Below are 24,168 nucleotides of genomic sequence, written 5' to 3' on the forward strand. Positions count from 1 at the left end.
TTGTAAGGAAGTTGGGCCGCGCATAGCCCGAACCCCGCACAAAGGCCAGAGGAAATCCGTCCAAAGAAGCCGCAAATGCGGATCTAATGGGCCGAAGACTTGGAAAACAGGTGAATGATGATGATGCCGGACATGATCAGCACCATGCCGATAACGGCTGGCAGATCCAGCTTCTGCCCAAAAACAATGAAGGCAATAACAGCTATCAGCAGGATGCCAAGACCCGACCAGATCGCATAGACAATACCCACCGGCATGAATTTGAGCGTCAGCCCCATCATGTAAAAGGAAAACGCATAAGCGACCAGAACGATCAGCGACGGTCCAAGTTTGCTGAACTGCTGACTGGCCTGCAGGGCCGTTGTGCCAATGGTTTCTGCAGCAACCGCAATAATCAGGTAGATATAGTGAACCGGCATCTCTGCCTCCGTGTACGCGTTTTGCCCGGCCTGCGGCGGAGCAGTGTTCCTTTCTCCGGTACCGTATTCAATGCAGTGCAGGAAGTCCCAATGCGTCACTGATTGCGTTGTTTTCGGCCGACGCGGCAATGAACAGACGACTGTGCGCAGATACGCTGTACTAAAAAGCCAAGCTGACTTAGATGAATGTTCCAAGTTTAGCGTCAGGAATAGAATAGAAGTCCTGATCAGATCTTCAACACAAGGAGCGACATATGTGCCGCTGGGCTGCCTACACCGGTGCCAAAGTCTTTTTGGAAGACATCATTTCAATACCTGCGCATTCGCTGATAGCGCAAAGCCAAAAGGCGGTTGAATGCAAGACTGCGACCAATGGCGACGGGTTCGGCATTGCATGGTACGGGCAGCGGACCGAGCCGGGGCTCTACCGCGATGTTTCCCCCGCCTGGTCGGACTGTAATCTGCGTGCGCTGGTGAGCCAGGTCCAATCCGGTCTTTTCCTGGCGCATGTTCGGGCCTCAACCGGATCCGCTACCAGCCGTAATAATTGCCATCCTTTCGCAGCCGGGAGATGGAGTTTCATGCACAACGGCCAGGTCGGCGGGTTTGAGAATTTCCGCCGCCATGCAGACATGTGCATCCCTGATGAGCTGTATCAACACCGCAAAGGGGCTACTGACAGCGAAGTGCTGTTTCTTCTGGCCCTGCGCGAAGGCCTGGACATTGATCCGAAAGCGGCGCTGGAACGGGCGGCGGGCCGCATGGAGGCTTTGTCGCGGGCTCGGGGCCGAACACCGCATATGCGGCTGTCCGTAGCCATGTCGGATGGAGAGACGCTTTATGCGGCGCGCTACTCCTCTGACAGTATCGCACCTTCGGTCTACTACCGCTGGAGCCACAGCCTGAAGGGATGGGCGGTTGTATCGGAACCGCTTGAGGACACAGGTGAAGCATGGAGTGAACTGCAACCGGGGGAGTTTCTGACGCTGACCTCCCAAGGCGCGGAAACGCAGCCGTTTCAGCCGTTTCTGGAGTGAAGCGCAGCCCCGAACCGGAGTTGCGGCCGGTGTTTACAAACGTCCGGCCGCGCGGAACCAAGGTTCAATCTTTGCCCGGACATAGGTCCAGACGTCCGGTGTGCCGCGGCTGACCTTGCCGCCGACGCGGGTGTCCAGCTGCGGCAGGCTCACGTCATAGTCGACCCAGCTGCCGCCGCCGTTCAGCAGGTTGAGCAGCACTGGCTGGACCCGGTCGATGGATTTGGCGAAAACAGCGTCAGCACTCTCTGCCGCCTCGAACTCTTCCCAAATCGCCCGCATCGGCAGGCCTTGATCGGCAGGCAGCAGGCCAAACAGGCGGTCTGCGGCTGCTTCTTCCTTTGCCGCAAGCGCGGCAAGGGCTGCGGGATCAGTCACGCCGTGGATCGGCGCATCACCGGCGTCGATCTCCACGAGATCATGCAGCAGCAGCATTTGCAGCACCCGGTCCACATCTAGCGGGCCGGCGCTGTGTTCTGCCAGAATCCAAGCATACAACATGATGTGCCAGCTGTGCTCGGCTGAGTTTTCGTGGCGTGACCCATCGCCCAGTTTGGACGCGCGGGTGATCAGCTTCAGTTTATCCGCCTCATTCAGGAAGGGCAGGCGGGCTGTCAGACGGCTGCAGTCAAAGCTGGTATCTTCGTTCAGGAGAGCCAATGCGTGGTGATAGGCTTCGGGGAAATCCTGCTCCAGCGCGGCTGCGCGCCCGCCATTCAGGTTTTGCCGGACCACATCGACATGCCAATCCAAAGGATTGGTGCCGTAAAGCGTTTGGAAAATCGGCTGGCAATGGTCTACCCGTTTGGCAAAACGCGCATCGGGGCTTTCCGCGGCCTCGAATTCCTGCCACAGGCCTAACAAGTCAGTGCCCTGATCGGCAGGAAGAAGGCCGAACAGGCGCTTGGCGGCGGCGTCTTCTGCCTGTGCTACAGCGTCCCAATCGACCTTATCCGTGATTGGATGATCGCCGGCGTCGATTTCGACCAGATCATGCAGCAGCAGCATTCGGACAGCGCGGAGAATATCCACCTCGGGCGCAGCAAACGGTGCCAGCACCAGCGCATAAAGCGCCAGATGCCAGCTGTGTTCCGCCGAGTTTTCGCGCCGGCTGCAATCAATGATCAGGTTTTGGCGGTCAATGCGGCGAAGCTTGTCCGCTTCCAGCAAGAAGGCGAACTGCGCGTCCAGCCGGCCGCTCATGCTTCGCCCTTTGCGTCAAGCTGCGCCTGAATTGCGCTTACTTTCTGATTGAGAAACTCCCGCGCCTTGCGTTCGGCCAGACGCACGCGCATTTCGGTCAGAAACGCTTCTTCGAGCGATTGGGAGGCGGCGCCAAGTACCTGGCCCACCTCCACATACAGCCGGTCTTCGCCGCTGGCCTCCTGCACCTTGATCGTATCGAGCGCCAGTTTTTGGGCCAGCGTTTCGATCGTGCCCATCAGCGGCTGTTCTCGGTCAGGCGGCGCTTCACGTAATCGGACACATCGCCGATCATCGTGTCCATATGCGGCTCCTGGAAGAAGTGATCCGCACCCTCGATCTCAGTATGAGTGATGGTGATCCCCTTCTGCTCATGCAGTTTGCCAACCAGATTGGCGGTATCTGCAGGCGGCGCCACACGGTCGGATGTGCCGTTGATGATCAGACCGGAAGACGGGCAGGGCGCCAGGAAGGAAAAGTCATACATGTTGGCCGGCGGCGCAACTGAGATGAAGCCGGTAATCTCCGGGCGGCGCATCAACAGCTGCATGCCGATCCAGGCGCCGAAGGAAAATCCCGCAACCCAGCAATGCTTGGAATTGGTGTTCATCGACTGCAGGTAATCCAGCGCCGACGCCGCATCCGACAGCTCGCCCACACCTTGGTCGTATTCGCCCTGGCTGCGGCCGACGCCGCGGAAATTGAACCGTAGAACCGTAAAGCCCATGTTGTAGAACGCGTAGTGGAGGTTATAGACCACCTTGTTGTTCATGGTTCCGCCGAACTGCGGATGCGGGTGCAGCACGATGGCGATCGGGGCGTCTTTTTCTTTTTGCGGGTGATAGCGGCCTTCGAGGCGGCCTTCGGGTCCAGGAAAGATGACCTCGGGCATGGGTGGTTCAAATCCTACTCTCGTTCTCGCGACTGCCGGCAGAAAACTTGACGGGTTCCGTCGGGCATCTTAGAACAGTTCTAATCAAGGGCGCTGGCCTCGCCATACACCGTCAGGCTGAGATACGCACAGACGCGGGGAAGGTCAATGTTTTCGCACTCGCGCCCTGGTTTTGAGGGATAAAATATGAAGCTTTCAACCAAAGGGCGCTATGCAATGGTTGCGCTGGCGGATATCGCGCTGCAGCCGCAGGGCAAATTGGTGCCGCTGGGGGACATCTCCAAGCGGCAGGATATCTCGCTGCCGTATCTGGAGCAGTTGTTTGTCAAGCTGCGCCGTGCGGGACTGGTCGAGTCGGTGCGCGGCCCTGGCGGCGGCTACCGCCTGGCGATGGTGCCATCAGAGATCCGGGTGGTCGATGTGCTGTCTGCCGTGGATGAAACGGTTGATGCGATGCACAAAGGGGCGGGCGCCTCGGGCGCGCTGTCCGGCAGCCGGGCGCAATCGCTGACCAACCGTCTGTGGGAGGGTTTAAGTGCGCATGTCTATGTGTTTCTGCATCAAACCCGTCTGTCGGATGTGATCAAGAATGATCTGGCGCCATGCCCGGCGGTGCCCAGCCTGTTTGCTGTCGTGGATGAATGAGGTGCAAAGAATTCACCTTCATTGTCTTTCCGGACCCTTCAAGGGTACCGCACAAATTTCGCGGGAAAGCTTTGCGAAATGCTGCAAGGCCGCGTATGAGGCGGCAGCGATCCGTAAAAAGATGACTCTATGACACGCGTTTATCTTGACCATAATGCCACCGCCATTCTGCGCCCCGAGGCGCGGGCGGCTATGATCGCGGCGATGGATGTCTGCGGCAACCCGTCGTCGGTGCATGCCGAAGGCCGTGCCGCAAAGGCGCTGGTTGAGAAGGCGCGGGCGCAGGTGGCGGCTGCTTTTGGGGCTGACGGCGCGGATATCGTGTTCACCTCCGGTTCCACGGAAGGTGCATCGCTGGCATTGGCGGGCCGCGATCTGCATGGCGCCCCAGTGGAGCATGATGCGGTGCGCGCCTGGACGGTGGAAAATCTTGAGGTAAGTTCTGACGGGACGGTCAGGGTTACCGATCCCGCATCCTGCACAGTACAATTGGCCAATTCCGAAACCGGCATTGTGCAGCACTTGCCGGACGGGCTGGCGGTGACGGATGCGACCCAGGCTTTTGGAAAATTGCCAGTGGCGTTCAACTGGCTGGGCGCGCAAATGGCGCTGATTTCTGCACATAAACTGGGCGGACCCAAGGGCATCGGCGCGGTTGTGATCAAACGCGGTACCGACCTGCCTGCGCAGATCAAGGGTGGCGGTCAGGAAATGGGCCGCCGGTCGGGCACTGAAAATGTCATTGGAATCGCGGGTTTCGGCGCCGCAGCTGAAGCAGCGGCAAAAGATCTGGCAAATGGTGTCTGGGACAGGGTTGCAGAACTTAGAAATATTCTAGAAAAGGCGCTTGTGTCTGGCGCAAGCCATACTATTTTTGTCGGGAAGGATCAGAGGCGGCTGCCGAACACCCTGTGTTTTGCGACGCCGGGCTGGAAGGGCGAAACCCAGGTCATGCAGATGGATCTGGCGGGATTTGCCATCAGCGCGGGCAGCGCCTGTTCCAGCGGCAAGGTGCGCGCCAGCGCGGTGCTGACCGCAATGGGGTATGACGAGGCAACGGCGCAGGGCGCAATCCGCGTGTCGCTGGGGCCTGAGACAACAGAAGAAGACGTGCTGCGCTTTGCCGATGCGTGGCTGTTAAAAGAAAAGAAACATCGCGCCCGTGCGGCGTGAGTGAGGAGATGACAATGGCCGCTTTGGACCAGACCCAAGTCAAGGATGGTGTTGACCAGGAAACCGTGGACGCAGTCCGCGAGGTTGGCGGTGCTTACAAATACGGTTGGGAAACCGATATCGAGATGGAATACGCCCCCAAAGGGCTGACCACGGATATTGTCCGGCTGATTTCGGAAAAGAACGAAGAGCCGGAATGGATGCTGAACTGGCGGCTGGAAGCCTATGAGCGCTGGCTGACCAAGGAAGAACCCGACTGGGCGATGGTGGATTATCCGGAAATCGATTTCCAGGATCAGTATTATTATGCCCGTCCCAAGTCGATGGAAGTGAAACCCAAGTCGCTGGACGAGGTCGATCCCAAACTGCTGGCGACTTATGAAAAGCTGGGTATCCCGCTGAAAGAACAGATGATTCTGGCCGGCGTTGAAGGCGCTGAAAATGCGCCTGCCGAAGGCCGCAAGGTCGCCGTGGATGCTGTGTTCGACTCCGTGTCCGTTGGCACCACCTTCCAGAAAGAGCTGAAGGAAGCGGGCGTCATCTTCTGCTCGATTTCCGAGGCTATCCGCGAACATCCTGAGCTGGTCAAAAAATACCTCGGCTCGGTGGTTCCGGTTTCCGACAACTTCTATGCCACCTTGAACTCCGCCGTGTTCTCAGACGGCTCGTTCGTCTATGTGCCGCCGGGCGTGCGCTGCCCGATGGAGCTGTCGACTTATTTCCGCATCAATGCTGAAAACACCGGTCAGTTCGAACGCACCCTGATCATTGCCGATAAAGGCAGCTATGTCAGCTACTTGGAAGGCTGCACTGCCCCGGCACGCGATATCGCCCAGCTGCATGCAGCCGTGGTGGAAATCATCATCGAAGAAGACGCCGAGGTGAAATACTCCACTGTCCAGAACTGGTATCCGGGCGATGAGAACGGCAAGGGCGGCATCTACAACTTTGTCACCAAACGCGCTGACTGCCGCGGCGACCGCGCCAAGGTGATGTGGACCCAGGTGGAAACCGGCTCTGCCGTGACCTGGAAATACCCCTCCTGCATCCTGCGCGGCAATGAAAGCCAGGGCGAATTCTACTCGATCGCCATCGCCAACAATATGCAGCAGGCCGATACCGGCACCAAGATGGTGCATCTTGGCAGAAACACCAAATCGCGCATTGTTTCCAAAGGGATCAGTGCCGGTAAGGCGCAAAATACCTATCGCGGGCTGGTGTCGATGCACCCAAAAGCCAAGGACAGCCGCAACTACACCCAGTGCGACAGCTTGCTGATCGGCGGCAACTGCGGCGCCCACACGGTTCCCTATATCGAGGTCAAGAACAACTCCTCGCGCGTGGAGCATGAGGCGACCACGTCCAAGGTGGATGACGACCAGCTGTTCTACTGCCGCCAGCGCGGCATGGACGAGGAAGAGGCGGTGGCCCTGGTGGTCAACGGTTTCTGCAAGGACGTGCTGCAGGCGCTGCCGATGGAGTTCGCCATGGAAGCGCAGCAACTGGTTGCGATCTCTCTGGAAGGGTCTGTCGGCTGATGGCTGGCCCTTGGGCAGCACCGCAAGGAGACAAGAGTATGATCGTCACGACCACACCAAGCGTCGAAGGCTACCAGATCGCCGAATACAAGGGCATCGTCGTGGGCGAGGCGATCATGGGCGCTAATGTTGTGCGCGATGTCTTTGCCTCCATCACCGACATCGTCGGCGGCCGCTCGGGCGCCTATGAAGGCAAGCTGCAGGATGCCCGTGAAACCGCACTGGCCGAACTGGAAGACCGCGCCCGGGACAAGGGTGCCAATGCCGTTGTGGGCGTGGATTTGGATTACGAAGTGGTCGGGCAGTCCATGCTGATGGTCTCGGCCAGCGGCACCGCGGTGGTGCTGGGATAAAAATGCAACGGCTCCAGCCGGGGCCATGGAATATCGCGGGCTGTATGCCCGCAAGACATGTGAGACGAGGAAAAAATGCTCGAAATCAAAAACCTGCACGTCAAACTTGAAGACGAAGACAAGCAGATCCTGAAAGGCGTCGACTTGAAAGTCGAAGCTGGCAAAGTACACGCCATCATGGGGCCGAATGGTTCGGGCAAATCCACTCTGTCTTATGTGTTGTCCGGCCGCGACGGTTATGAGGTCACCGACGGTTCTGCCGAGCTGGAAGGCGCAGACATCCTGGAGATGGAGCCGGAAGAACGCGCCGCAGCCGGCATGTTCCTGGCGTTCCAGTACCCGGTGGAAATCCCCGGTGTGGGCAACATGACCTTCCTGCGCACCGCGGTGAACGCACAGCGCAAAGCCCGCGGCGAGGAAGAGCTGTCGGCCTCCGACTTTCTGAAAATTATCCGCGCCAAAGCCAAAACCCTGAAAATCGACGCCGACATGCTGAAGCGCCCGGTCAACGTCGGCTTCTCCGGCGGTGAGAAGAAGCGTAACGAGATCCTGCAGATGGCGATGCTGGAGCCGAAGCTGTGCATCCTGGATGAGACCGACTCCGGCCTTGATGTCGACGCGATGAAACTGGTGGCCGAAGGCGTGAACGCGCTGCGCGACGAGGGCCGCGGCTTCCTGGTGATCACCCACTATCAGCGCCTGCTGGACCACATCAAACCGGACGTGGTTCACATTCTGGCAAACGGCCGCATCGTCAAGACCGGCGGCCCCGAGCTGGCGCTGGAAGTTGAAAACAACGGCTATGCCGGCATCCTGGCAGAGGAGGCGTAAATGGCCCTGCCGGAAGTAAAGCAAAGCGCAACCGAGGCGCGGCTGTCCGCGCTGACCCTGCCGGAAAGCGGCTGCCTGAAGGCGGCCCGGCAGGCAGCGCTGTCGCGGGTCCAGACCATGGGCCTGCCCAGCCGCCGGGATGAGTATTGGAAATACACCCGTCCCGAAACCCTGGTGCAGGCTGAGGCTCTCAATGCCGCAGTGTTCGCTGCGGAGGAAACACCAATGTTCAGCGCTTTTGAGCGGTTGAACATTGTTTTTGTCGATGGTGTTTTCGACGCTGAAGCCTCGGATGATTTGTCGTTGGAAGGTTTGACCATCGACCGGATCGAGGACATCTGCTGCAAAGATATCCATTGGGCCAAAGACTTGTACGGTGTTCTTGAAGCACGTGGCCAAACCCCGGTAGAACGCCCGCTGGCGGCGCTGAACACCGCTTTTGCCACCGATGGCGTGGCGATCCGGGTGACCGGCAAGGTCTCCAAACCGGTCAACTTTACCTATGTGCACTCGGATGAGAGTTCCGACGCGATCCTGCACCACGTGATCCGCGTGGAAGATGGCGCCGAGGTTACAATCCTGGAAAACGGCCCGGCAGCCTCGCGCTTTAACAAATGCATGGAGATCGACATTGCCGACGGAGGCAAGCTGCATCTGGTGCGCGCCCAGGGCCGCGACCACGAGCGCCGCGCGGCAACGCATCTGTTCACCCGTCTCGGCACCGAATCTGTGTTCAAGTCATTTACTCTGACCGTGAACGGTGTGCTGACCCGCAACGAGGCGGTGATTGAGCTGACCGGCGACGATGCGGTTGCGCATATTGCGGGCGCTTGCGTCGGCGATGGCGACTTTCATCACGATGACACCGTGTTCATCACCCATGACGCGGTGAACTGCGAAAGCCGCCAAGTGTTCAAGAAGGTGCTGCGCAACGGGGCTACTGGTGTGTTCCAAGGTAAAATCCTGGTGAAGGAAGGCGCGCAAAAGACTGACGGGTATCAGATTTCCCAATCCTTGCTGCTGGACGGCGACAGCCAGTTCCTGGCCAAGCCGGAACTGGAAATCTATGCTGATGACGTCGCCTGCTCGCATGGCTCTACCTCAGGTGCGATCGACGAGGAAGGCCTGTTCTACCTGCGCTCGCGCGGGGTTCCCCATGCCGAGGCGACCGATCTGATGACGTTGGCCTTTCTGGCCGAAGCGGTGGAAGAGATCGAGGACGCGGAGATCGCGGCCGACATCGTCTCCCGCCTCGAAGGCTGGCTGGCCCGGCGCCGCTGATGTCCGTTACCACGGATATCCCGGCGACCTACAGGGGGCCGCGCAAGGTGTTTGCGCGGCTTCTGGACATGGGCGTGCGCGAAGACCGGCTGTTGATTTTCCTGCTTAGCGGCTGTGTGCTGACCTTTGTGGCGCAGATGCCGAGGCTGGCGCGCGAGGCGCATCTGTCGGGGCAGGAGCTGAATATGCTGCTGGGCGGGTCATTGCTGGGCATCGTGTTTATCGCGCCGCTGATCCTGTACGTGCTGGCACTGGCCGCGCATTGGATTGCCCGCGCGGCAGGCGGGCAGGGCGCGGCCTATTGCGCCCGGCTGGCGCTGTTCTGGGCTTTTTTGGCAGCCAGCCCGCTGATGCTGCTGAACGGGCTTGTCGCCGGTTTCATCGGGACTGGTCCCGCCTTGAACCTGGTGGGGGCACTGTGGTGTGCGGTCGTTCTGTGGTTCTGGGTGTCCGGCATGATCCAAGGGTATTGGGCAAAGTAATGAACGCACTTGCCGCCTTTGCTCTGCTGACGGTGAAATCGCCGCGGGATGCTGCGCATCAAATCCTCGCCCAGGATTGGCCGCGCGAGGCGCTATGGACAGGCTTTCTGCTGTCAGTGGTGCTGAACACTTGCGTCTATACACTGCAGCAAGTGCTGTTTCCGCTGCCGCCTGAAGTTCTGATACCGCGGTTTGCGCCTGGCGCCTATTTTGCGGTTATCCTGCTGCTGCAAATCAGCTTCATCGCCATGCTTGCAACCACTGGCCGATGGCTGGGCGGTCAGGGAAATCTTGCTGAACTGCTTGCACTGGTGACCTGGCTGCAATTGCTGCAAGCAGGCCTTAACGCAGCTGTTGTCGCGATGCTGCTGGTTATGCCGGCCCTGGCTGCCCTGCTGAATATTGCGGCGAACATCATGGTGTTCTTTATCCTCTTGCACTTCGTCAATGCGGCGCACAAATTCGGCTCTGTCTGGCGGTCGCTTGGGGTCGTCATGATGGCCAGCATGATCCTGGTGTTTGCCCTTCTCTTTATCGTGGGTCTGATCGGCCCAGCCAATCTGGGACTTCCCGAAAATGTATGACGTGGAAAAAATCCGTGCCGACTTTCCGATCCTTGCGCGGGAGGTGAACGGCAAGCCGCTGACCTATCTGGACAACGGTGCGTCGGCCCAGAAGCCGCAGGCCGTGATCGACGCGGTAACACGCGCCTATTCCGAGGAATATTCCAACGTTCACAGAGGTTTGCACTTTCTTTCTAACCTCGCGACAGAGAAATACGAAGCCGTGCGCGGTGTTATCTCCCGCTTCCTGAATGCAGGGGATGAAAACACTATCGTGCTGAATTCAGGCACCACCGAGGGCATCAATCTGGTCGCCTACGGCTGGGCCATGCCGCGGTTTGAAGCGGGGGATGAGATCATCCTGTCGGTGATGGAACATCATGCAAACATCGTGCCCTGGCACTTCCTGCGTGAACGCCAGGGCGTGGTGCTGAAATGGGTCGACGTGGGAGATGACGGCAGCCTGGACCCGCAGAAGGTGATCGACGCGATCACCCCCAAGACCAAGTTGATTGCGGTCACGCAATGCTCAAACGTGCTGGGCACTGTGGTGGACGTGAAAGCGATCACCCAAGGCGCCCATGCCAAGGGTGTGCCGGTACTGGTCGATGGCTCGCAAGGGGCGGTCCATATGCCCGTCGACGTGCAGGATATCGGTTGCGACTTCTACGCAATTACCGGTCACAAGCTGTACGGCCCCTCCGGCTCGGGTGCGATTTATATCAAGCCTGAACGCATGGCTGAGATGCGCCCGTTCATCGGCGGCGGCGACATGATCAAGGAAGTTTCCAAGGAGCAGATCATCTACAATGATCCTCCAATGAAGTTCGAGGCCGGCACGCCGGGCATCGTTCAGACCATCGGATTCGGCGTAGCGCTGGACTACATGATGGATCTCGGCATGGACAATATCGCCAGGCACGAGGGCGGGCTGCGCGATTACGCAATGCAGCGTCTGACTGGCCTCAATTGGGTGAATGTGCAAGGGCAAGCAACTGGGAAGGCTGCGATTTTCAGCTTTACAATGGAGGGTGCAGCGCATCCTCATGATGTTTCTACCATTCTCGACAAAAAAGGTGTGGCGGTGCGTGCAGGCCATCATTGCGCCGGACCGCTGATGGATCATCTGGGCGTGTCCGCCACCTGCCGTGCCTCTTTTGGCCTCTACAACACCAAGGAAGAGGTCGACACGCTGATCGACGCGCTGGAGCTGGCACACGAGTTGTTTGTCTGACGAGCTGCCACCGACCCGCGAAGACGGCGCCCAATGGGCGCCGTTTTGTGTTTCAGAACTGAGGCAGCTGGGAACAGAAGTCTTCAGCTAGTCCCGGCAGCTTCATTTTGCGGAATTTCAATCATTCATGTGTTTGTCGACCATCCGCTGCACCATCGGCGCAAAATGCCAGTAGTCGGGCGTTTCCATGTCCGCGCGTTTGCCAGCCTCGTCCAGGTAGCGCACGGCGATGATCTGCTTGAGGTTTGGGTTCTTCTCCATCTCGGTCACTTCTTCCGCATTCATCGGCCCGCCTTGCAGGTTCAGCGAATGCACGGAAGCCTCTGATAAACGGTTGAAATACTCGGGCTTGGTGGCGCAGAGATAGCGTTTGGCCGCCACATGGTACCGCACGCAGTCGGTGATCACAGAAGGGAAGAACTGTTCCAGCACCTCGGCGCCGGCCTCCTCGTGAAACCGGTCTTCGGTGTCATCCATGGAGAAAGTGCCGAACTCGCTGGTGAAATGGCCAATATCGTGGAGAAGCGCCCCTACGATGATCTCTTCCGGCTGGTTGTTCGCTTCGGCGATGGTGGCGCCTTGCAGCATATGTTCGGTCATGGTGACCGGCTCGCCCAGGTATTCTTCGTCGCCGCGGCGGTCAAAGATATCGCCGATGAAGGCGACAATGTTGTCCTGGGTCAGTGTGCTGAAATCCGGCTTGTTCATTGTTCAGCCCTCCAGCTGGGTATTCAGAACGTTCAGGGTCGACAGCAGCCCGTCCTTGTCAGCGTAGCAGCCCTGCAGCCAGCGCGAACCTGAACCGGAATACCCCAGACGCGCATGCATCACTCGGGTGTTGTCGACGATGAAGCTCTCGCCCGGTTCCAGTTTGAAAGAAACGCCCATGTCCGGATCGTCGATAAATTCGCCCAGACGGCGGTATGCGGCGTAATAGGCCTCCATCTTTTCAAAGGGCACGTCCACAAAAGGCGCTGAAGACCTGTTGTTGAAGCGCATGCCGATCATCTCGCCATCAGGCGCGAGTTCAATCATCGGGCGGCGCGAGCGCAGATGCACGCCGTCGGAGCCCTTGTATTCGAACCGGGCCGGGTAGCCGGCAAGCAGCGCAAAACCTTCCGGGTCCTCTTCGCGCAGCCGTTCCGCCGCGCGGAACCCGTCCACCACGATGCTGTCGCCGCCTTCTGCCGAATTTTCCAGGCAATACAGGATCTGCAAGCTTGGCACCGGATCGCGGTAGGGGTTATCAGTATGCGCCTGCAGCCCCAGGCCGGTATAAGCGAGGTTGGTCGGGTTCACCTCGGTCCGCACTTCGAAGAAGCGTCCGTAGTTGGTTTCACGCACAAACCCGAACATCTCCGCACAGTCGATCAGAGCGCCTTCCTTGACGGGGCCGTTCACCAGCTTGGCAAAGCCGAGACGGGCAATCGCATCCAGCCAGTCGCGCTTGACCATGGGGTCGGTCTGCACGTCGTTCCAGTCAAAGGCGGGCGCCGGTTGGCTGCTGTTCCAGGTCTGAATGTCTGGTGCAGTGCGGCCAAATTTAGTATCCTTGTCAATGTCATAGGCGTGTGATTTCAACCATTCCTCAGGGAAGGTCACAGTCTTGCCGTCCGGCGCAAAGGTCACTGTCAGGGCACCGTCTTCCACCAATGCGGTGCTGATCCTGGTGTCCGCGGGTATATCGCCGATGGTGATCAGGCGCTGGCCGTTACCTGGTGCGCGGGTTTCTGGATCCAGCGCATTGTCGCGCAGCCAGATCGCGTGAAAACGGCACTGTTGGCCGTCTTCAAAAGTCAAAGTCAGAAAACTGCCGGATGTGTCAGCGGTTACGGAACGGGGCATTGGATCTCTCCGGTTGGCTTGGTTCTCCCTTGCGCTAATACCGAGGCTGAGCCATCAAGAGAACGACGGAAATCGGGGTTTGAGGGTTAGGTTTTCTAATGCCCAGGAAAGCGACCAAACAGGGCTTGCCGCCGCTTGATTGGCTGAAGGTGTTTGAAGCAGCTGGCCGGCTTGGCAGTTTCACAGCTGCGGCGGAGGAATTCGGCGCCACACAGGCCGCGGTCAGCCAGCGGATCCGGAACCTGGAATCCTGGCTTGGACGGCAGTTGTTTATTCGCTCGGCACGCGGTGTGACGCTGACTGTGGATGGCGAAAGTTACCTGCCGCTGGTTCATGATACTCTGCTCGCATTGGAACAGGGCACCGATAATCTATTCGGTCAAAGCGCCAGGGAGCTGAGGGTTGCGGCCTTGCCATCGCATCTGGAGATGCTTTTGCTGCCGCGGCTGGGTCTGTTTTCAAAGACCTACCCGGACTTACGCCTGGTTACGGAAACCGTTCCAAAACGACTTGAGTTCGAGGCGGCCGACGGGGCTTTGCACATCCGCTACGGACGCGGCGGCTGGCAGGGGCGCGACGGGGTCTTGCTGGCAAATGAAGTGCTGCAACCAATGACAGCACCTGGAAAAGCGGCCGGGTGGAGGCAGCTTCCGGTCATAGAATTGCGTGGAGAACGGCCGGGCTGGGCGGAGTGGGCCAGAGTGACGGGTGAATCGGAGCCTGATGCCGGTCCTGTGTCTGTAGACTCCATGGCGCATGCCTTGCGGGCTGCCCGGTTGGGGATGGGTGTTGTTTTGGGATCCAGGGCTTTGGCTGCAGATCTCTTGCAAACAGGGCAATTGGAATGCGCGCCTGCGCCGGAACTGGCTATAATTGAAGGTTATTGGCTGACTTGGCCGCCGAGCCTTGGCAAATCGCCACGGCAAAGAGCCCTGCTGGAGGCATTTAGCCAGGCACTCCGGCAGTAGGAATGCAATGCTGTGAAGTTTTACCCGTGCAAACAGCAGGGCATCTATGGGCGTTTGAGGCACCGTTGTCAGCTTGCGGGGGAAGCAAAGCCGCTGGATTGAAACACAACCCACGGCTGCAGGCATTTTTTAGAAATCCTGAACTGGCGGTAGAAAGTCAGAGCCAACGCCATAGTTTCTCTCTTGCCGGTTATCGGCACAGCGGAGGGTATTCTAATGCGGGTGACAAAATATGCAGCGGCGGTGAGTCTGATTGCCGCAACATTTTTGCCCGGTATTGGGCATTCCTCTCCCGATGTGACCCAGGTTCAAGCACGGTTCCGAGCGTTGGAGGCGCTTTACTTCCTGCCGTTGGGGGCCTTCCCTGCAAGAGAGCTTCATACGATTTATCCGGGCGATCTGATTGATGTAGACAGAGGCACAAGGATCCTAGGGGCCGGCGGTAATAAGAAAAACACATGTTATCCTGCGCTTATGATTAAAGGTCCCCATGACAGTAAGGAGGCAGGGTTCTTGGGGACAATGAGCGCTGAACTGCTTGTCGGTGGATCAGGCGGCGCAGGGCCAGGGGGCCTCATAGCAATCGACGCTGCTGGGCGTTTTGAGATGTCTAAACTCGCCAAATTCGACGTCGAACGCTTGACCCAAATGGATCCTTCTGCCGGAGAAAGTGTATTGTATCATCCTGAAGCCACTCCGGAATGCAGACCTTATGCTGACGTCCTGGCGTATGATTTCCGTGGGCGGGCGATAATCTCAAGGGTTTTCAGAGGCCGGGAAGTGCTGGTCGCGGGCATCTCTCTAAATGCAGGGGTCTCTGGCTCCATTGAAAAGTCCGAACTTTTATCGGTTCTTGAAGCCGCGGCTGGCATTAGCGCTCTCCCTATAGATTCCGTGACGGTTTCGGCAGATGGACGAAGCGCCGGTTTCAACGTGATTTCAAAGCCTGGAAAGGGACATCTCGCCCTGGGATATCTACCGATGCATCTGAACAAGCGCCAAGTTGCCGCGGTGCATTATTCCCTGCAAGGCCAGCGTGGCACTGAACTTAGGAGTTTGGTCAATGCGGCGCTGAACACACCTGAACCAGGGGTATTTGCGGATATCGTTCAGGAAATCCGAGCGCTCTTCGGAGGTGAGCTGGACGATGAAGCTTGGGCCAACAGGTTTCTTTCAGCTCCGCCGGAACTTGCCGGGGATTTCATGCAACCGGCTGAGGAGGTGTTGAAAGCGTTTGGCGAGGAGGCTCCGGACTATCTACGCAGCCTCGCTTATTACGCGGCGGCAGCTGAACTATCCAGCGCAGTTAACGATTTTCAAGAGTAAGGCGCAGGAGGCTTGGAGGGCGGGCATTCCAGCACAGTATAGGCAACAATCGCTGGTATCCTGGATCGACAGGTATAGTTAGTTTTTCAGGGAATTTTGGCGCACCTGAGAGGATTCGAACCTCTGGCCTCTGCCTTCGGAGGGCAGCGCTCTATCCAGCTGAGCTACAGGTGCGTCGTTAAAGCGGGGTATAACCGTGCTTCGCAGCCTCTGCAACGGGAAAAACCGGCTGTTTACAATTTCATGGCCAAAGCTGGAGGCGTTCCGGGCTGGCGTGTGTTCTCAAACCTAAAAAGCCCGCACTAGGATATGCAGGCTTGCATTTTTGCAAAGATATGTCAGTCAGCCGCGCCAGGTGCGGACAACACCGCAATCCATATGCACGAAATTCGAACGCTGGTACTTACCGACACCGCCGGCGTGGCAGGCCTCGGCGGCCTTGGCCATTTGCGACACTGACCGTGATGCCAGCCGCAGATCTGCAGCCTGGCCGCGCATGTGCAGGGAGTTTTTTGCAACTCCGCGCGAGCGGCTGCGCAGCATTGCATTGGTTTTCGGGCTGCGGTAGCCGGACAGCAGCATAAAGGGCTCGTTCACATCCAGCAGATTGTGCGAGGCGGCCATGATATCAATGGTGCGAAGGTCCATGTCTTTGACCTGATCCGTCCGCCAATCGCGCATGAAATGATTGACTTCCCTGACCGCGTCTTTGATGTACTGGCCGTCGATCCAGTAGACCATGTCCAGACGTTCGCCGGTACGGCCGGAATACATGCGGATCCGGCGGATATCACCGCCGCCTCGCAAGAAGCCTGCTGCATTGGAAAAAGTCGGGGCTGCTGCCACTGCGGTTGCAGCAAATACACCCAAAAGAGAACGCCGGGAGATCCCCGTGCCCGTGGTTTTCGCCATTTTCACTGCGCCGTCCCGTACGCTTCTAGTCCTGCCTAATCGCCCGATGTTACGGGCTCGCCAACTGTCTTAGTTAACGTGCGGCATGTATGGCACAGCCTGAATCTGGTTCCAACATTTCTTTGCCGCACTAGAACGGATAGCCCGTTTTTCGGCAATTTCTTGCGCAAAAGGGGAGGGGCATGGAACTTTTCCCCGCGACTGTTGCAACAGGGCTTCTTAGACGCGGCATCGGTGCATCAATGTTAACATTTCGCAAATGTGAATGGACAACACCGGCTGGCATTTACCAGAATTTCAGATAGGCACCGCTAAGATTAGTAAAAAAACGGCTCAAGGACCGGATATTATGACGCGCGCATCCGCAGGAAACTTTTTGCCGGGGATTAAGGCAGGGCTGTTTGCCCTGGCCTTGGGCAGCCTGACCGCGGGGACTGTTTCCAGTTCAGCGCAGGCTGAAATTTCGGCGGCTTTCCGCCAAGCAGTGGCTGAAGCCGCCTCCGGCAGCGATGCCGTGGCCAAATTCTACCGCGAAAACGGATATCAGGCGATTTGGACAGGCACGGATGAGGCGTCGCGCCAGCGCCGAACCGCCTTGTTAGCGGCGTTGAACGAAACCAATGCCCATGGGCTGCCAGACCGTTCAGCCGAGGTCAGCGCGCTGCTGCAGCAAATGCGCGGCGTTCGCACCACACGTGATATCGGCACCATCGAGGCCGCGCTGAGCCAGGCACTGGTGGACTATGCGACAGACCTGCAAACCGGCCTGCTGGTGCCGTCGCGGATCGACGATGGCATGGTGCGCAAGAAACATATGGTTGACGGGACCGGCTTTCTGGAGGGAATCCGGGATCAGCAGCCTTATGCTTATATGCGCAGCTTGGTGCCTGCTTCGCCGCAATACCGCGGTTTGATGCGCGAAAAACTGCGGCTGGAGAAGATCCTTGCGGCGGGCGGCTGGGGGCCGGGTGTCAACGCCAAGAAACTGGAACCTGGTGATCAGGGTCCGGCTGTCATTGCCCTGCGGAACCGTCTGATGGCGATGGGGTATTTGCAGCGGAGCGCTGCACGCAGCTATGACGCCGCGCTGGAACAGGCTGTACAAAGCTTTCAATCCGATCATGGATTGGAAACCGACGGCGTGGCTGGTGCTGGCACAATCGCCGAGGTAAACAAACCTGTCTCCAACCGTTTGAAGTCTATAATCATCGCGATGGAGAGGGAGCGCTGGCTGACACCGGACCGGGGTGAGCGGCACATTCTGGTCAACCAGACTGATTTCACCGCCAAGATCGTTGACAATGGCGATGTGACCTTTGAAACCCGTTCGGTAATCGGCAAGAATACACATGACCGCCGCAGCCCGGAATTCTCCGACGAGATGGAACACATGGTGATCAACCCGAGCTGGTATGTGCCGCGCTCGATCATCACCAAGGAGTATCTGCCCAAGCTGCAGAGCAACCCTAATGCGGTCGGCCATATCCAAATCACCGATCGGCGCGGCCGGGTGGTGAACCGAGGGTCTGCTGATTTTTCACAGTATACTGCGCGGAACTTTCCGTTCTCCATGCGGCAGCCCCCCAGCAGCCGCAACGCGCTGGGGCTGGTCAAATTCATGTTCCCGAACAAATACAACATCTATCTGCACGACACCCCGCAAAAGAGCCTGTTTGCCCGCGAAGTGCGCGCTTTCTCGCATGGCTGCATCCGGCTGGCGCAACCGTTTGAATTCGCCTATGCATTGCTGGCCAAGCAAAGCGAAAACCCGAAAGATTTCTTCCACCGTATCCTGAGCAGCGGCAAGGAAACCAAGGTGGCGCTGGAACATAAGGTTCCGGTGCATATCATTTACCGGACTGCGGTTGTTTCGGGCAAAGGCCGCGCGGAGTTCCGCCGTGATGTCTATGGCCGCGACGCCAAGATCTGGGCGGCGCTGGAGCGGGCGGGGGTGGTGCTGCCCGGCGTTCAAGGGTAAGTAGCAGGCCCACACAGGATTATTCTGAAAGGGCCTGCCATGTTCACTATCCGCCAGATCGCTGAGTCCCTGGGAATTGAAGCCCAGGGCGACCTGGACCTGCAAATTGCGGGCGCGGCGGAGCCGCAGGATGCAAAGGCAGATCAGATTGCCATGGCCATGGCGCCGAAGTACGCCGATGGCCTGACGGCAGGCGGGGCGCAGGCCGCGGTGCTGTGGGAGGGGGCGGACTGGCAAGCCTTCGGACTGAAAGCCGCGATTTTTGCGCCGCGTCCGCGCCTGACCCTGTCCGGCGTGACCGCCATTCTGGACCGCGGCCAGGGTTTCGCTGCCGGTATTCACCCCTCTGCAGTGATCGACCCCACGGCTAAGCTGGGAGAGGACGTCTCGGTTGGCCCGCTGGCTATCATCGGTGCCGGCGCCGAAATCGGTGCCCGTTCGGTCATCGGTCCGCATTGCTACATCGGAACAGATGCGGTGATCGGCGAGGACGCCCAGTTGCGCGAAATGGTCTCGATCGGCGCCCGGGCAACCATCGGCGACCGTTTCCGCGCCCAGCCTGGCGCACGTGTCGGCGGCGATGGTTTTTCATATGTCACACCCGAAGTTTCCGGCGCTGAAAACGCCCGCAAGACTATGGGCGATCAGGGCGAAGCCAGGGCGCAGGCCTGGGTCCGCATCCACTCTTTGGGAGCCGTCACCATTGGTGATGACGTGGAAATCGGCTCCAACTGCACTTTGGACAACGGCACCATCCGCGATACGGTGATCGGCAATGGCAGCAAGCTCGACAATCAGGTGCATGTGGGCCACAACACCCGGGTCGGGAATGATTGCCTGCTATGCGGCCAGACCGGCATTTCCGGCTCTGTTGATGTCGGCAACAATGTGGTGCTGGGCGGCCAATGCGGCGTGGTCGACAATATTTTCATCGGCGACGGGGTGATCGCCGGCGGCGGCACCAAGATCCTGTCGAACGTGCCCGCGGGCCGGGTGATCATGGGCTATCCCAGCGTCAAGATGGAGACCCACACTGAGATGTATAAAGCACAACGCCGCCTGCCGCGTTTGATGCGTGACATCGAATTGTTAAAAAAGGCTGTTTTCAAGTAACGGCGGAATTACTACATCTGCCTCAGCCACAACGTCGGGGATCTTCACATGAGCACGCAGGACAAGGTCATTGCAATTATTGCCGAACAGGCGGTTCTTGAGCCGTCGGATGTGACCCTCGACAGCACGTTGGAGGATCTGGGCATTGATAGCCTGGGCCTGGTGGAAAGCATCTTTGCCATTGAAGAGGAGTTTGATGTTTCAATCCCTTTCAATGCCAATGAACCCGAAAACAGTGATTTCAACATTTCCAATGTCGCGGCGATCGTCGAAGGCATCGACAAGCTGATTTTGGAAAAAGCGTAAGAAAGCCGATGAAGCGCGTCGTCATCACCGGGGCTGGAACCATCAATGCCCTGGGACATTCCGTGCCCGCCACACTGGAGGCCATGCGCGAAGGCCGTTGCGGCATTGGAGAATTGGAGTTTCGCGATGTGGACCGCCTGGCTATCCGCATAGGTGGTCAGGTTCGCGGATTTGAGGCAGAAGGGCGGTTCAACCGCCAACAGATGAGCCTCTATGACCGGTTCACCCAGTTCACCTTGACCGCGGCCAAAGAGGCGATCGAGCAATCAGGCCTCGAGTTCCATGGTGATCTGTCTGCCAAGGCCGGCGTGGTTTTGGGAAACTCCGGCGGCGGCATGCAAACGCTGGATGAGAACTACCGCAGCGTTTACGAGGACGGCAAGAACCGGGTGCACCCCTTTGTAGTGCCCAAGCTGATGAACAATGCGGCAGCCGGGCATGTGTCTATGCAGTTCAACCTCAAGGGTCCCAGTTTCACCGTGTCCACGGCCTGTGCGTCCTCCAATCACGCGATGGCGCAGGCGTTCCAGATGGTGCGCTCGGGTATGAGCCCGGCAATGATCACCGGCGGCTCTGAATCCATGCTGTGCTTTGGCGGGGTCAAGGCTTGGGAAGGGCTGCGGGTGATGTCCAAGGACGCCTGCCGCCCGTTCAGCGCCAACCGCAATGGCATGGTTCAGGGCGAGGGCGCAGGCATTTTTGTGTTCGAAGAGTATGAGCACGCCAGAGCACGCGGTGCAGAAATTCTGTGCGAAGTCATCGGCTTTGCCATGTCCTCGGACGCTTCCGACATCGTGATGCCCAGCAAGCAGGGCGCCGCCCGTGCCATTTCCGGCGCACTGTTGGATGCCCGTATCAGCGCGTCTGAGGTAGGATATATCAACGCTCATGGCACCGGCACCGCCGCCAATGACAAGACCGAATGCGCTGCTGTCGCGGATGTATTCGGTCCCCATGCGGACAGCCTGATGATCTCCTCCACCAAGTCCATGCATGGCCATCTTATCGGCGGCACAGGTGCGGTGGAGCTGCTGGCCTGCATCATGGCGCTGCGCGACGGGGTGATTGCTCCGACTATCGGCTATGAAGAGCCCGATCCGGAATGTGCGTTGGATGTGGTGCCGAATGAGGCCCGCGAGGCCAAGGTCGATGTGGCCCTGTCCAACGCCTTTGCCTTTGGCGGGCTGAACGCGGTGCTGGCCCTGCGCAAGGTCTGAATCAAGAAAAGAAAAACGCCGCGGCCCGAAGGCGCGCGGCGTTTTCAGTTTTCAATGCCGGCGGGTTTATTGCTTGACCACGTCCACAACGTCAAAGCCGGCGGTGAAACCGTTCAGCGACAGTTTCATCTGCACCACTTGATCCGGTGCCGGCGCCGGACGCAGCGACAGAACGGCTTCCTTGCCTTTCCGGAAAGCGTCGATGTCGCCCTGTGTCAGGCCGATTTGCGCCACACAGCCCAGCTGGTTGCAAAACGAATAGTTGTAGCGTTTGGCCGGGGCGCCATCGATCGAGATCGTCAGAGCCGCGGGCAGCAGGGTTTCCAGCGGCACGATGACAGTGGCCCCGGCAACGGCCTGGCCGCCTTGCTGGTCGATGCGGAACAGCGACACTTCGGCAATCGGGTTGCCTTGCGGGCCTGCCAGCACCTGCAACAGCGAGCAGGGATCGGTGCCGCTGTCAGTTTTGATGCAGGCCAGATCCCAATCGCCGTGCGTTTCCTTGGAATAACGGTCGCCAGCCCGAGGGCCATCGCTGACCGGTTCGCCCAGGTCCAGCAGCTGATCTGCAGTTGATTCTGTTTGTTCTGTCTGCTCAGCGGATTCCGCCCCCGCAGTCTCTTCCGCGGCTGTTTCCTGTGCCGCCAGCGGGGCGGACATGGCCAGCACTGCGGCAAGCGTGATCGGGGTCAGGGACTTCAACATGAATGCCTCATTTTTCTAAAGACGCTGGTTTTGCGTTTACCACGCCGGCCGGGTGGTGTCAGGCCAATAACAAATGATCTGCGGGGAAATCCGCGCAAAATGTTTCAAGCCCGGAAGTCACTGTACCGGAACAAAAAAGGGAACCGGATGGCCCCCTTTTTCGTGTTGTGTCTCCCCGTCGGACTGGCCGACTTAGTTATTGCGTAGGACGTTACGAAAGGGCTGGCCATCGGTCAACATGCAAGTTCAAAAAAAGTCGTGCAGGCTTCAATTTAGGGGGAATGGAACCCTGATTGTCCGGATCGCCGCGGTTTTTGCCTGTTTTGCAGGCAGTGCCGCTGAAAAAAGAAGGCCGTGCACAAGGCACGGCCAGTCTGACAGGGAGGAAATGTCCGCCACTGCAACCGCATTTGCGGGGGCGGGCAAGATTGACTATCGCACTGAAAAGTTAACGTTGTATTGTTATCCACAGGGAAAAATAACAGGCAGGGGACGGGCATGGCAGACAGTATCTTTCTGGGAGGCGGCGGCGAGGGGTATGGCACGCCGCAAGGGTTGGCACTGAAATACGCCAACCGGCATGGGCTGATCGCCGGGGCAACCGGCACAGGCAAGACTGTCACTCTGCAAATCCTGGCTGAAGGGTTTTCAAATGCCGGCGTGCCGGTGATCCTTGCTGATGTGAAGGGAGATCTGTCCGGCTTGGCAAAGCCTGGATCACCAAGCCACAAACTGCATGACGCCTTCACTTCGCGCGCGGAAAGAATCGGGTTTTCTGATTACTGCTATCATGCCTGCCCGGTCGCTTTTTGGGATCTCTATGGCGAGCAGGGCCACCCTGTGCGCACAACTGTTGCGGAAATGGGCCCGCTGCTGTTGTCCCGGTTATTGGAGCTGAGCGAAGCGCAGGAAGGTGTTTTAAACATCGCGTTCAGACTGGCAGATGAAGACGCCTTGCCGCTGCTGGACTTAAAGGACCTGCAATCGCTGTTGGTCTGGATCGGCGAAAACCGGGCGCAGCTGTCCCTGCGCTACGGCAATGTGTCCCCGGCTTCTATCGGTGCTATCCAGCGGCGTCTGCTGGTACTGGAAAATCAGGGCGGTTCCGGCCTGTTCGGGGAGCCGGCATTGGCGCTCAGCGATCTGATGCGGTGCGATGATGCAGGTAAGGGCGTGGTCAACATCCTGGCGGCAGACAAGCTGATGGCGGCGCCGGGGCTCTATTCAACCTTTTTGCTGTGGCTGCTGAGCGAGCTGTTCGAAGATCTGCCCGAGGTGGGCGACCCGGAGAAACCGCGCCTGGTGTTCTTTTTCGATGAGGCGCATCTCTTGTTTGAGGATGCGCCGAAAGCGCTGGTCGACAAGGTGGAACAAGTGGCGCGGCTGATCCGGTCCAAAGGGGTGGGGATCTATTTCGTCACCCAGAATCCGGCCGATGTGCCGGAGGATATCCTTGGCCAGCTCGGCAACCGTATCCAGCACGCGCTGCGGGCTTTTACTGCCAGGGACCGCAGAAATCTGAAACTGGCGGCGGAAACCTACCGCGAGAACCCGCGTTTTTCCACCGGAGAGGCAATTCGCGAGGTTGGCGTCGGGGAAGCCGTCACCTCAATGCTGCAGAAAAAAGGCGTGCCGGGCGTCGTTGAACGCACGCTGATCCGTCCGCCAAGCACCCAGCTTGGGCCGCTTACGGTTCAGGAGCGGGAGGAAATGCTGAAAGATTCGGACATGGCGGGGAAATACGACAAACCGCTGGACCGGCGGTCGGCCTACGAAATCCTGGCACAGCGGGCGGAAGCGGCGGCAGAGGAAGCGGAAACTTCCGAGGCTGCGGCAGAAGAGGCCCCGCAGCCGATGGCGCGGGAATTCAACGCCGCCCGCCGGTATTCCGGGTCTCGGGTCAGCCGCTCGTCTGCAAAGGTTTTCCGCAAGAAAGACACCTTTACCTCGGCAATGTCTGACGCGGTGATCAAGGAGCTGAAGGGTACGACCGGACGCCGGATTGTCCGCGGCATTCTCGGCAGCCTGTTCAAAGGGCGCTGAGCAAAGAAAAACGGGTTTGGCTTTACGCCAAACCCATGCCTCCGGCGGGAGTATTTTTCACCAGAAAGAAGCCAGAAGCGCCGCCCGGACTTCCAGGGCGGCGC

General features: G+C 58.7%; 25 protein-coding genes and 1 tRNA gene. 17 read left to right on the forward strand and 9 right to left on the reverse strand.

Going from position 1 to position 24,168, the window contains the following annotated elements:
• Positions 1-83: 83 nt before the first annotated feature.
• Positions 84-419 (reverse strand): SMR family transporter, encoded by a 336-nt coding sequence (locus tag L1069_RS00660; RefSeq protein ID WP_129370830.1) that lies wholly within the window; start codon positions 417-419, stop codon positions 84-86.
• Between the two features lie 254 nt (positions 420-673).
• Between L1069_RS00660 and L1069_RS00665 the strand changes: the two genes are divergently transcribed.
• Complete coding sequence (locus L1069_RS00665; protein ID WP_237454463.1) at positions 674-1,456, forward strand: class II glutamine amidotransferase; 783 nt, start codon at positions 674-676, stop codon at positions 1,454-1,456.
• A 33-nt stretch (positions 1,457-1,489) separates the two neighbouring features.
• Here the strand turns inward: L1069_RS00665 and L1069_RS00670 are convergent, their stop codons facing one another.
• Genes L1069_RS00670 through L1069_RS00680 form a run of 3 tightly spaced genes read right to left on the reverse strand, consistent with a single transcriptional unit; the run spans position 1,490 to position 3,551 of the window.
• Positions 1,490-2,659 (reverse strand): HD domain-containing protein, encoded by a 1,170-nt coding sequence (locus L1069_RS00670; RefSeq protein ID WP_237454464.1) that lies wholly within the window; start codon positions 2,657-2,659, stop codon positions 1,490-1,492.
• Positions 2,656-2,898, reverse strand: a complete 243-nt coding sequence (locus L1069_RS00675) for a hypothetical protein (protein ID WP_129370833.1) — start codon at positions 2,896-2,898, stop codon at positions 2,656-2,658. The genes L1069_RS00670 and L1069_RS00675 overlap by 4 nt, the downstream gene beginning before the upstream one ends.
• The gene (locus L1069_RS00680; protein ID WP_129370834.1) at positions 2,898-3,551 is read right to left on the reverse strand and encodes an alpha/beta hydrolase; all 654 of its coding nucleotides are present in this window, start codon (positions 3,549-3,551) and stop codon (positions 2,898-2,900) included. Before L1069_RS00680 ends, L1069_RS00675 begins: the two co-directional genes overlap by 1 nt.
• 186 nt (positions 3,552-3,737) lie before the next feature.
• Here L1069_RS00680 and L1069_RS00685 point away from each other — a divergent pair, with 186 nt between their 5' ends.
• The 9 genes from L1069_RS00685 to L1069_RS00725 all read left to right on the forward strand — a co-directional run bounded on the left by L1069_RS00685 (position 3,738) and on the right by L1069_RS00725 (position 11,651).
• Positions 3,738-4,196 (forward strand): Rrf2 family transcriptional regulator, encoded by a 459-nt coding sequence (locus L1069_RS00685; RefSeq protein WP_129370835.1) that lies wholly within the window; start codon positions 3,738-3,740, stop codon positions 4,194-4,196.
• A 129-nt stretch (positions 4,197-4,325) separates the two neighbouring features.
• A complete protein-coding gene (locus L1069_RS00690) occupies positions 4,326-5,369 on the forward strand; it encodes a cysteine desulfurase family protein (protein WP_237454465.1) in 1,044 nt (347 codons plus the stop codon).
• A gap of 14 nt (positions 5,370-5,383) precedes the next feature.
• Positions 5,384-6,907 carry a Fe-S cluster assembly protein SufB gene (sufB, locus tag L1069_RS00695; RefSeq protein ID WP_134829838.1) on the forward strand — a complete coding sequence of 508 codons (1,524 nt, stop codon included), beginning with the start codon at positions 5,384-5,386 and terminating at the stop codon, positions 6,905-6,907.
• Between the two features lie 38 nt (positions 6,908-6,945).
• Positions 6,946-7,260: a heavy metal-binding domain-containing protein gene (locus tag L1069_RS00700; protein WP_027258903.1), complete on the forward strand. Its 315-nt coding sequence runs from the start codon at positions 6,946-6,948 to the stop codon at positions 7,258-7,260.
• A gap of 75 nt (positions 7,261-7,335) precedes the next feature.
• Complete coding sequence (gene sufC / locus L1069_RS00705) at positions 7,336-8,091, forward strand: Fe-S cluster assembly ATPase SufC (protein ID WP_129370840.1); 756 nt, start codon at positions 7,336-7,338, stop codon at positions 8,089-8,091.
• Positions 8,092-9,372 carry a SufD family Fe-S cluster assembly protein gene (locus L1069_RS00710; protein WP_237454466.1) on the forward strand — a complete coding sequence of 427 codons (1,281 nt, stop codon included), beginning with the start codon at positions 8,092-8,094 and terminating at the stop codon, positions 9,370-9,372. It abuts the gene before it with no gap.
• Positions 9,372-9,854: a YIP1 family protein gene (locus tag L1069_RS00715; protein ID WP_129370842.1), complete on the forward strand. Its 483-nt coding sequence runs from the start codon at positions 9,372-9,374 to the stop codon at positions 9,852-9,854. Before L1069_RS00710 ends, L1069_RS00715 begins: the two co-directional genes overlap by 1 nt.
• Positions 9,854-10,438, forward strand: coding sequence for a YIP1 family protein (locus L1069_RS00720; RefSeq protein ID WP_129370843.1), 585 nt, complete (start codon positions 9,854-9,856; stop codon positions 10,436-10,438). The genes L1069_RS00715 and L1069_RS00720 overlap by 1 nt, the downstream gene beginning before the upstream one ends.
• Positions 10,431-11,651 carry a cysteine desulfurase gene (locus tag L1069_RS00725; RefSeq protein ID WP_129370844.1) on the forward strand — a complete coding sequence of 407 codons (1,221 nt, stop codon included), beginning with the start codon at positions 10,431-10,433 and terminating at the stop codon, positions 11,649-11,651. Before L1069_RS00720 ends, L1069_RS00725 begins: the two co-directional genes overlap by 8 nt.
• Before the next feature lie 117 nt (positions 11,652-11,768).
• Here the strand turns inward: L1069_RS00725 and L1069_RS00730 are convergent, their stop codons facing one another.
• Both L1069_RS00730 and L1069_RS00735 read right to left on the reverse strand, forming a co-directional pair.
• Complete coding sequence (locus tag L1069_RS00730; protein WP_129370845.1) at positions 11,769-12,359, reverse strand: HD domain-containing protein; 591 nt, start codon at positions 12,357-12,359, stop codon at positions 11,769-11,771.
• A 3-nt stretch (positions 12,360-12,362) separates the two neighbouring features.
• The gene (locus L1069_RS00735; RefSeq protein ID WP_129370846.1) at positions 12,363-13,496 is read right to left on the reverse strand and encodes a gamma-butyrobetaine dioxygenase; all 1,134 of its coding nucleotides are present in this window, start codon (positions 13,494-13,496) and stop codon (positions 12,363-12,365) included.
• A 98-nt stretch (positions 13,497-13,594) separates the two neighbouring features.
• On the opposite strand from L1069_RS00735, the gene L1069_RS00740 reads away from it, so the two are divergent.
• A complete protein-coding gene (locus L1069_RS00740; RefSeq protein ID WP_237454467.1) occupies positions 13,595-14,464 on the forward strand; it encodes a LysR family transcriptional regulator in 870 nt (289 codons plus the stop codon).
• A 216-nt stretch (positions 14,465-14,680) separates the two neighbouring features.
• On the forward strand, positions 14,681-15,790 hold the full coding sequence (locus L1069_RS00745) for a hypothetical protein (protein ID WP_237454468.1): 1,110 nt from the start codon (positions 14,681-14,683) through the stop codon (positions 15,788-15,790).
• A gap of 97 nt (positions 15,791-15,887) precedes the next feature.
• Here the strand turns inward: L1069_RS00745 and L1069_RS00750 are convergent.
• Both L1069_RS00750 and L1069_RS00755 read right to left on the reverse strand, forming a co-directional pair.
• A tRNA-Arg gene (locus tag L1069_RS00750) sits at positions 15,888-15,964 on the reverse strand.
• 168 nt (positions 15,965-16,132) lie between these two features.
• The gene (locus L1069_RS00755) at positions 16,133-16,702 is read right to left on the reverse strand and encodes a DUF882 domain-containing protein (RefSeq protein WP_129370849.1); all 570 of its coding nucleotides are present in this window, start codon (positions 16,700-16,702) and stop codon (positions 16,133-16,135) included.
• Between the two features lie 349 nt (positions 16,703-17,051).
• Here L1069_RS00755 and L1069_RS00760 point away from each other — a divergent pair, with 349 nt between their 5' ends.
• From L1069_RS00760 to L1069_RS00775, 4 genes are read left to right on the forward strand one after another with little or no spacing between them, the layout of a single operon-like run.
• Complete coding sequence (locus L1069_RS00760) at positions 17,052-18,680, forward strand: L,D-transpeptidase family protein (RefSeq protein ID WP_237454469.1); 1,629 nt, start codon at positions 17,052-17,054, stop codon at positions 18,678-18,680.
• 39 nt (positions 18,681-18,719) lie between these two features.
• On the forward strand, positions 18,720-19,793 hold the full coding sequence (gene lpxD / locus L1069_RS00765; protein ID WP_237454470.1) for a UDP-3-O-(3-hydroxymyristoyl)glucosamine N-acyltransferase: 1,074 nt from the start codon (positions 18,720-18,722) through the stop codon (positions 19,791-19,793).
• Positions 19,794-19,841: 48 nt separating this feature from the next.
• Positions 19,842-20,099 (forward strand): acyl carrier protein, encoded by a 258-nt coding sequence (locus L1069_RS00770; protein WP_129370852.1) that lies wholly within the window; start codon positions 19,842-19,844, stop codon positions 20,097-20,099.
• 8 nt (positions 20,100-20,107) lie between these two features.
• Entirely contained in the window at positions 20,108-21,316 is a 1,209-nt protein-coding gene (locus L1069_RS00775; RefSeq protein WP_134829848.1) for a beta-ketoacyl-[acyl-carrier-protein] synthase family protein, read from the forward strand.
• Positions 21,317-21,382: 66 nt separating this feature from the next.
• On the opposite strand, the gene L1069_RS00780 is transcribed toward L1069_RS00775, so the two are convergent.
• Positions 21,383-22,021 (reverse strand): invasion associated locus B family protein, encoded by a 639-nt coding sequence (locus tag L1069_RS00780; protein WP_129370854.1) that lies wholly within the window; start codon positions 22,019-22,021, stop codon positions 21,383-21,385.
• Between the two features lie 498 nt (positions 22,022-22,519).
• Between L1069_RS00780 and L1069_RS00785 the strand changes: the two genes are divergently transcribed.
• Positions 22,520-24,064: a helicase HerA-like domain-containing protein gene (locus L1069_RS00785; RefSeq protein ID WP_237454471.1), complete on the forward strand. Its 1,545-nt coding sequence runs from the start codon at positions 22,520-22,522 to the stop codon at positions 24,062-24,064.
• Positions 24,065-24,168: the final 104 nt, after the last annotated feature.

Origin of the sequence: Leisingera sp. MMG026, assembly GCF_021654205.1 — a bacterium.
Classification (GTDB): domain Bacteria; phylum Pseudomonadota; class Alphaproteobacteria; order Rhodobacterales; family Rhodobacteraceae; genus Leisingera.

What these genes read in the sequence shown, in the direction of transcription:
- L1069_RS00660 (WP_129370830.1), bottom strand. Translation starts at nt 419, where the DNA reads ATGCCGGTTCACTATATCTACCTGATTATTGCGGTTGCTGCAGAAACC.
- L1069_RS00665 (WP_237454463.1), top strand. Translation starts at nt 674, where the DNA reads ATGTGCCGCTGGGCTGCCTACACCGGTGCCAAAGTCTTTTTGGAAGAC.
- L1069_RS00670 (WP_237454464.1), bottom strand. Translation starts at nt 2,659, where the DNA reads ATGAGCGGCCGGCTGGACGCGCAGTTCGCCTTCTTGCTGGAAGCGGAC.
- L1069_RS00675 (WP_129370833.1), bottom strand. Translation starts at nt 2,898, where the DNA reads ATGGGCACGATCGAAACGCTGGCCCAAAAACTGGCGCTCGATACGATC.
- L1069_RS00680 (WP_129370834.1), bottom strand. Translation starts at nt 3,551, where the DNA reads ATGCCCGAGGTCATCTTTCCTGGACCCGAAGGCCGCCTCGAAGGCCGC.
- L1069_RS00685 (WP_129370835.1), top strand. Translation starts at nt 3,738, where the DNA reads ATGAAGCTTTCAACCAAAGGGCGCTATGCAATGGTTGCGCTGGCGGAT.
- L1069_RS00690 (WP_237454465.1), top strand. Translation starts at nt 4,326, where the DNA reads ATGACACGCGTTTATCTTGACCATAATGCCACCGCCATTCTGCGCCCC.
- sufB (WP_134829838.1), top strand. Translation starts at nt 5,384, where the DNA reads ATGGCCGCTTTGGACCAGACCCAAGTCAAGGATGGTGTTGACCAGGAA.
- L1069_RS00700 (WP_027258903.1), top strand. Translation starts at nt 6,946, where the DNA reads ATGATCGTCACGACCACACCAAGCGTCGAAGGCTACCAGATCGCCGAA.
- sufC (WP_129370840.1), top strand. Translation starts at nt 7,336, where the DNA reads ATGCTCGAAATCAAAAACCTGCACGTCAAACTTGAAGACGAAGACAAG.
- L1069_RS00710 (WP_237454466.1), top strand. Translation starts at nt 8,092, where the DNA reads ATGGCCCTGCCGGAAGTAAAGCAAAGCGCAACCGAGGCGCGGCTGTCC.
- L1069_RS00715 (WP_129370842.1), top strand. Translation starts at nt 9,372, where the DNA reads ATGTCCGTTACCACGGATATCCCGGCGACCTACAGGGGGCCGCGCAAG.
- L1069_RS00720 (WP_129370843.1), top strand. Translation starts at nt 9,854, where the DNA reads ATGAACGCACTTGCCGCCTTTGCTCTGCTGACGGTGAAATCGCCGCGG.
- L1069_RS00725 (WP_129370844.1), top strand. Translation starts at nt 10,431, where the DNA reads ATGTATGACGTGGAAAAAATCCGTGCCGACTTTCCGATCCTTGCGCGG.
- L1069_RS00730 (WP_129370845.1), bottom strand. Translation starts at nt 12,359, where the DNA reads ATGAACAAGCCGGATTTCAGCACACTGACCCAGGACAACATTGTCGCC.
- L1069_RS00735 (WP_129370846.1), bottom strand. Translation starts at nt 13,496, where the DNA reads ATGCCCCGTTCCGTAACCGCTGACACATCCGGCAGTTTTCTGACTTTG.
- L1069_RS00740 (WP_237454467.1), top strand. Translation starts at nt 13,595, where the DNA reads ATGCCCAGGAAAGCGACCAAACAGGGCTTGCCGCCGCTTGATTGGCTG.
- L1069_RS00745 (WP_237454468.1), top strand. Translation starts at nt 14,681, where the DNA reads ATGCGGGTGACAAAATATGCAGCGGCGGTGAGTCTGATTGCCGCAACA.
- L1069_RS00755 (WP_129370849.1), bottom strand. Translation starts at nt 16,702, where the DNA reads ATGGCGAAAACCACGGGCACGGGGATCTCCCGGCGTTCTCTTTTGGGT.
- L1069_RS00760 (WP_237454469.1), top strand. Translation starts at nt 17,052, where the DNA reads ATGACGCGCGCATCCGCAGGAAACTTTTTGCCGGGGATTAAGGCAGGG.
- lpxD (WP_237454470.1), top strand. Translation starts at nt 18,720, where the DNA reads ATGTTCACTATCCGCCAGATCGCTGAGTCCCTGGGAATTGAAGCCCAG.
- L1069_RS00770 (WP_129370852.1), top strand. Translation starts at nt 19,842, where the DNA reads ATGAGCACGCAGGACAAGGTCATTGCAATTATTGCCGAACAGGCGGTT.
- L1069_RS00775 (WP_134829848.1), top strand. Translation starts at nt 20,108, where the DNA reads ATGAAGCGCGTCGTCATCACCGGGGCTGGAACCATCAATGCCCTGGGA.
- L1069_RS00780 (WP_129370854.1), bottom strand. Translation starts at nt 22,021, where the DNA reads ATGTTGAAGTCCCTGACCCCGATCACGCTTGCCGCAGTGCTGGCCATG.
- L1069_RS00785 (WP_237454471.1), top strand. Translation starts at nt 22,520, where the DNA reads ATGGCAGACAGTATCTTTCTGGGAGGCGGCGGCGAGGGGTATGGCACG.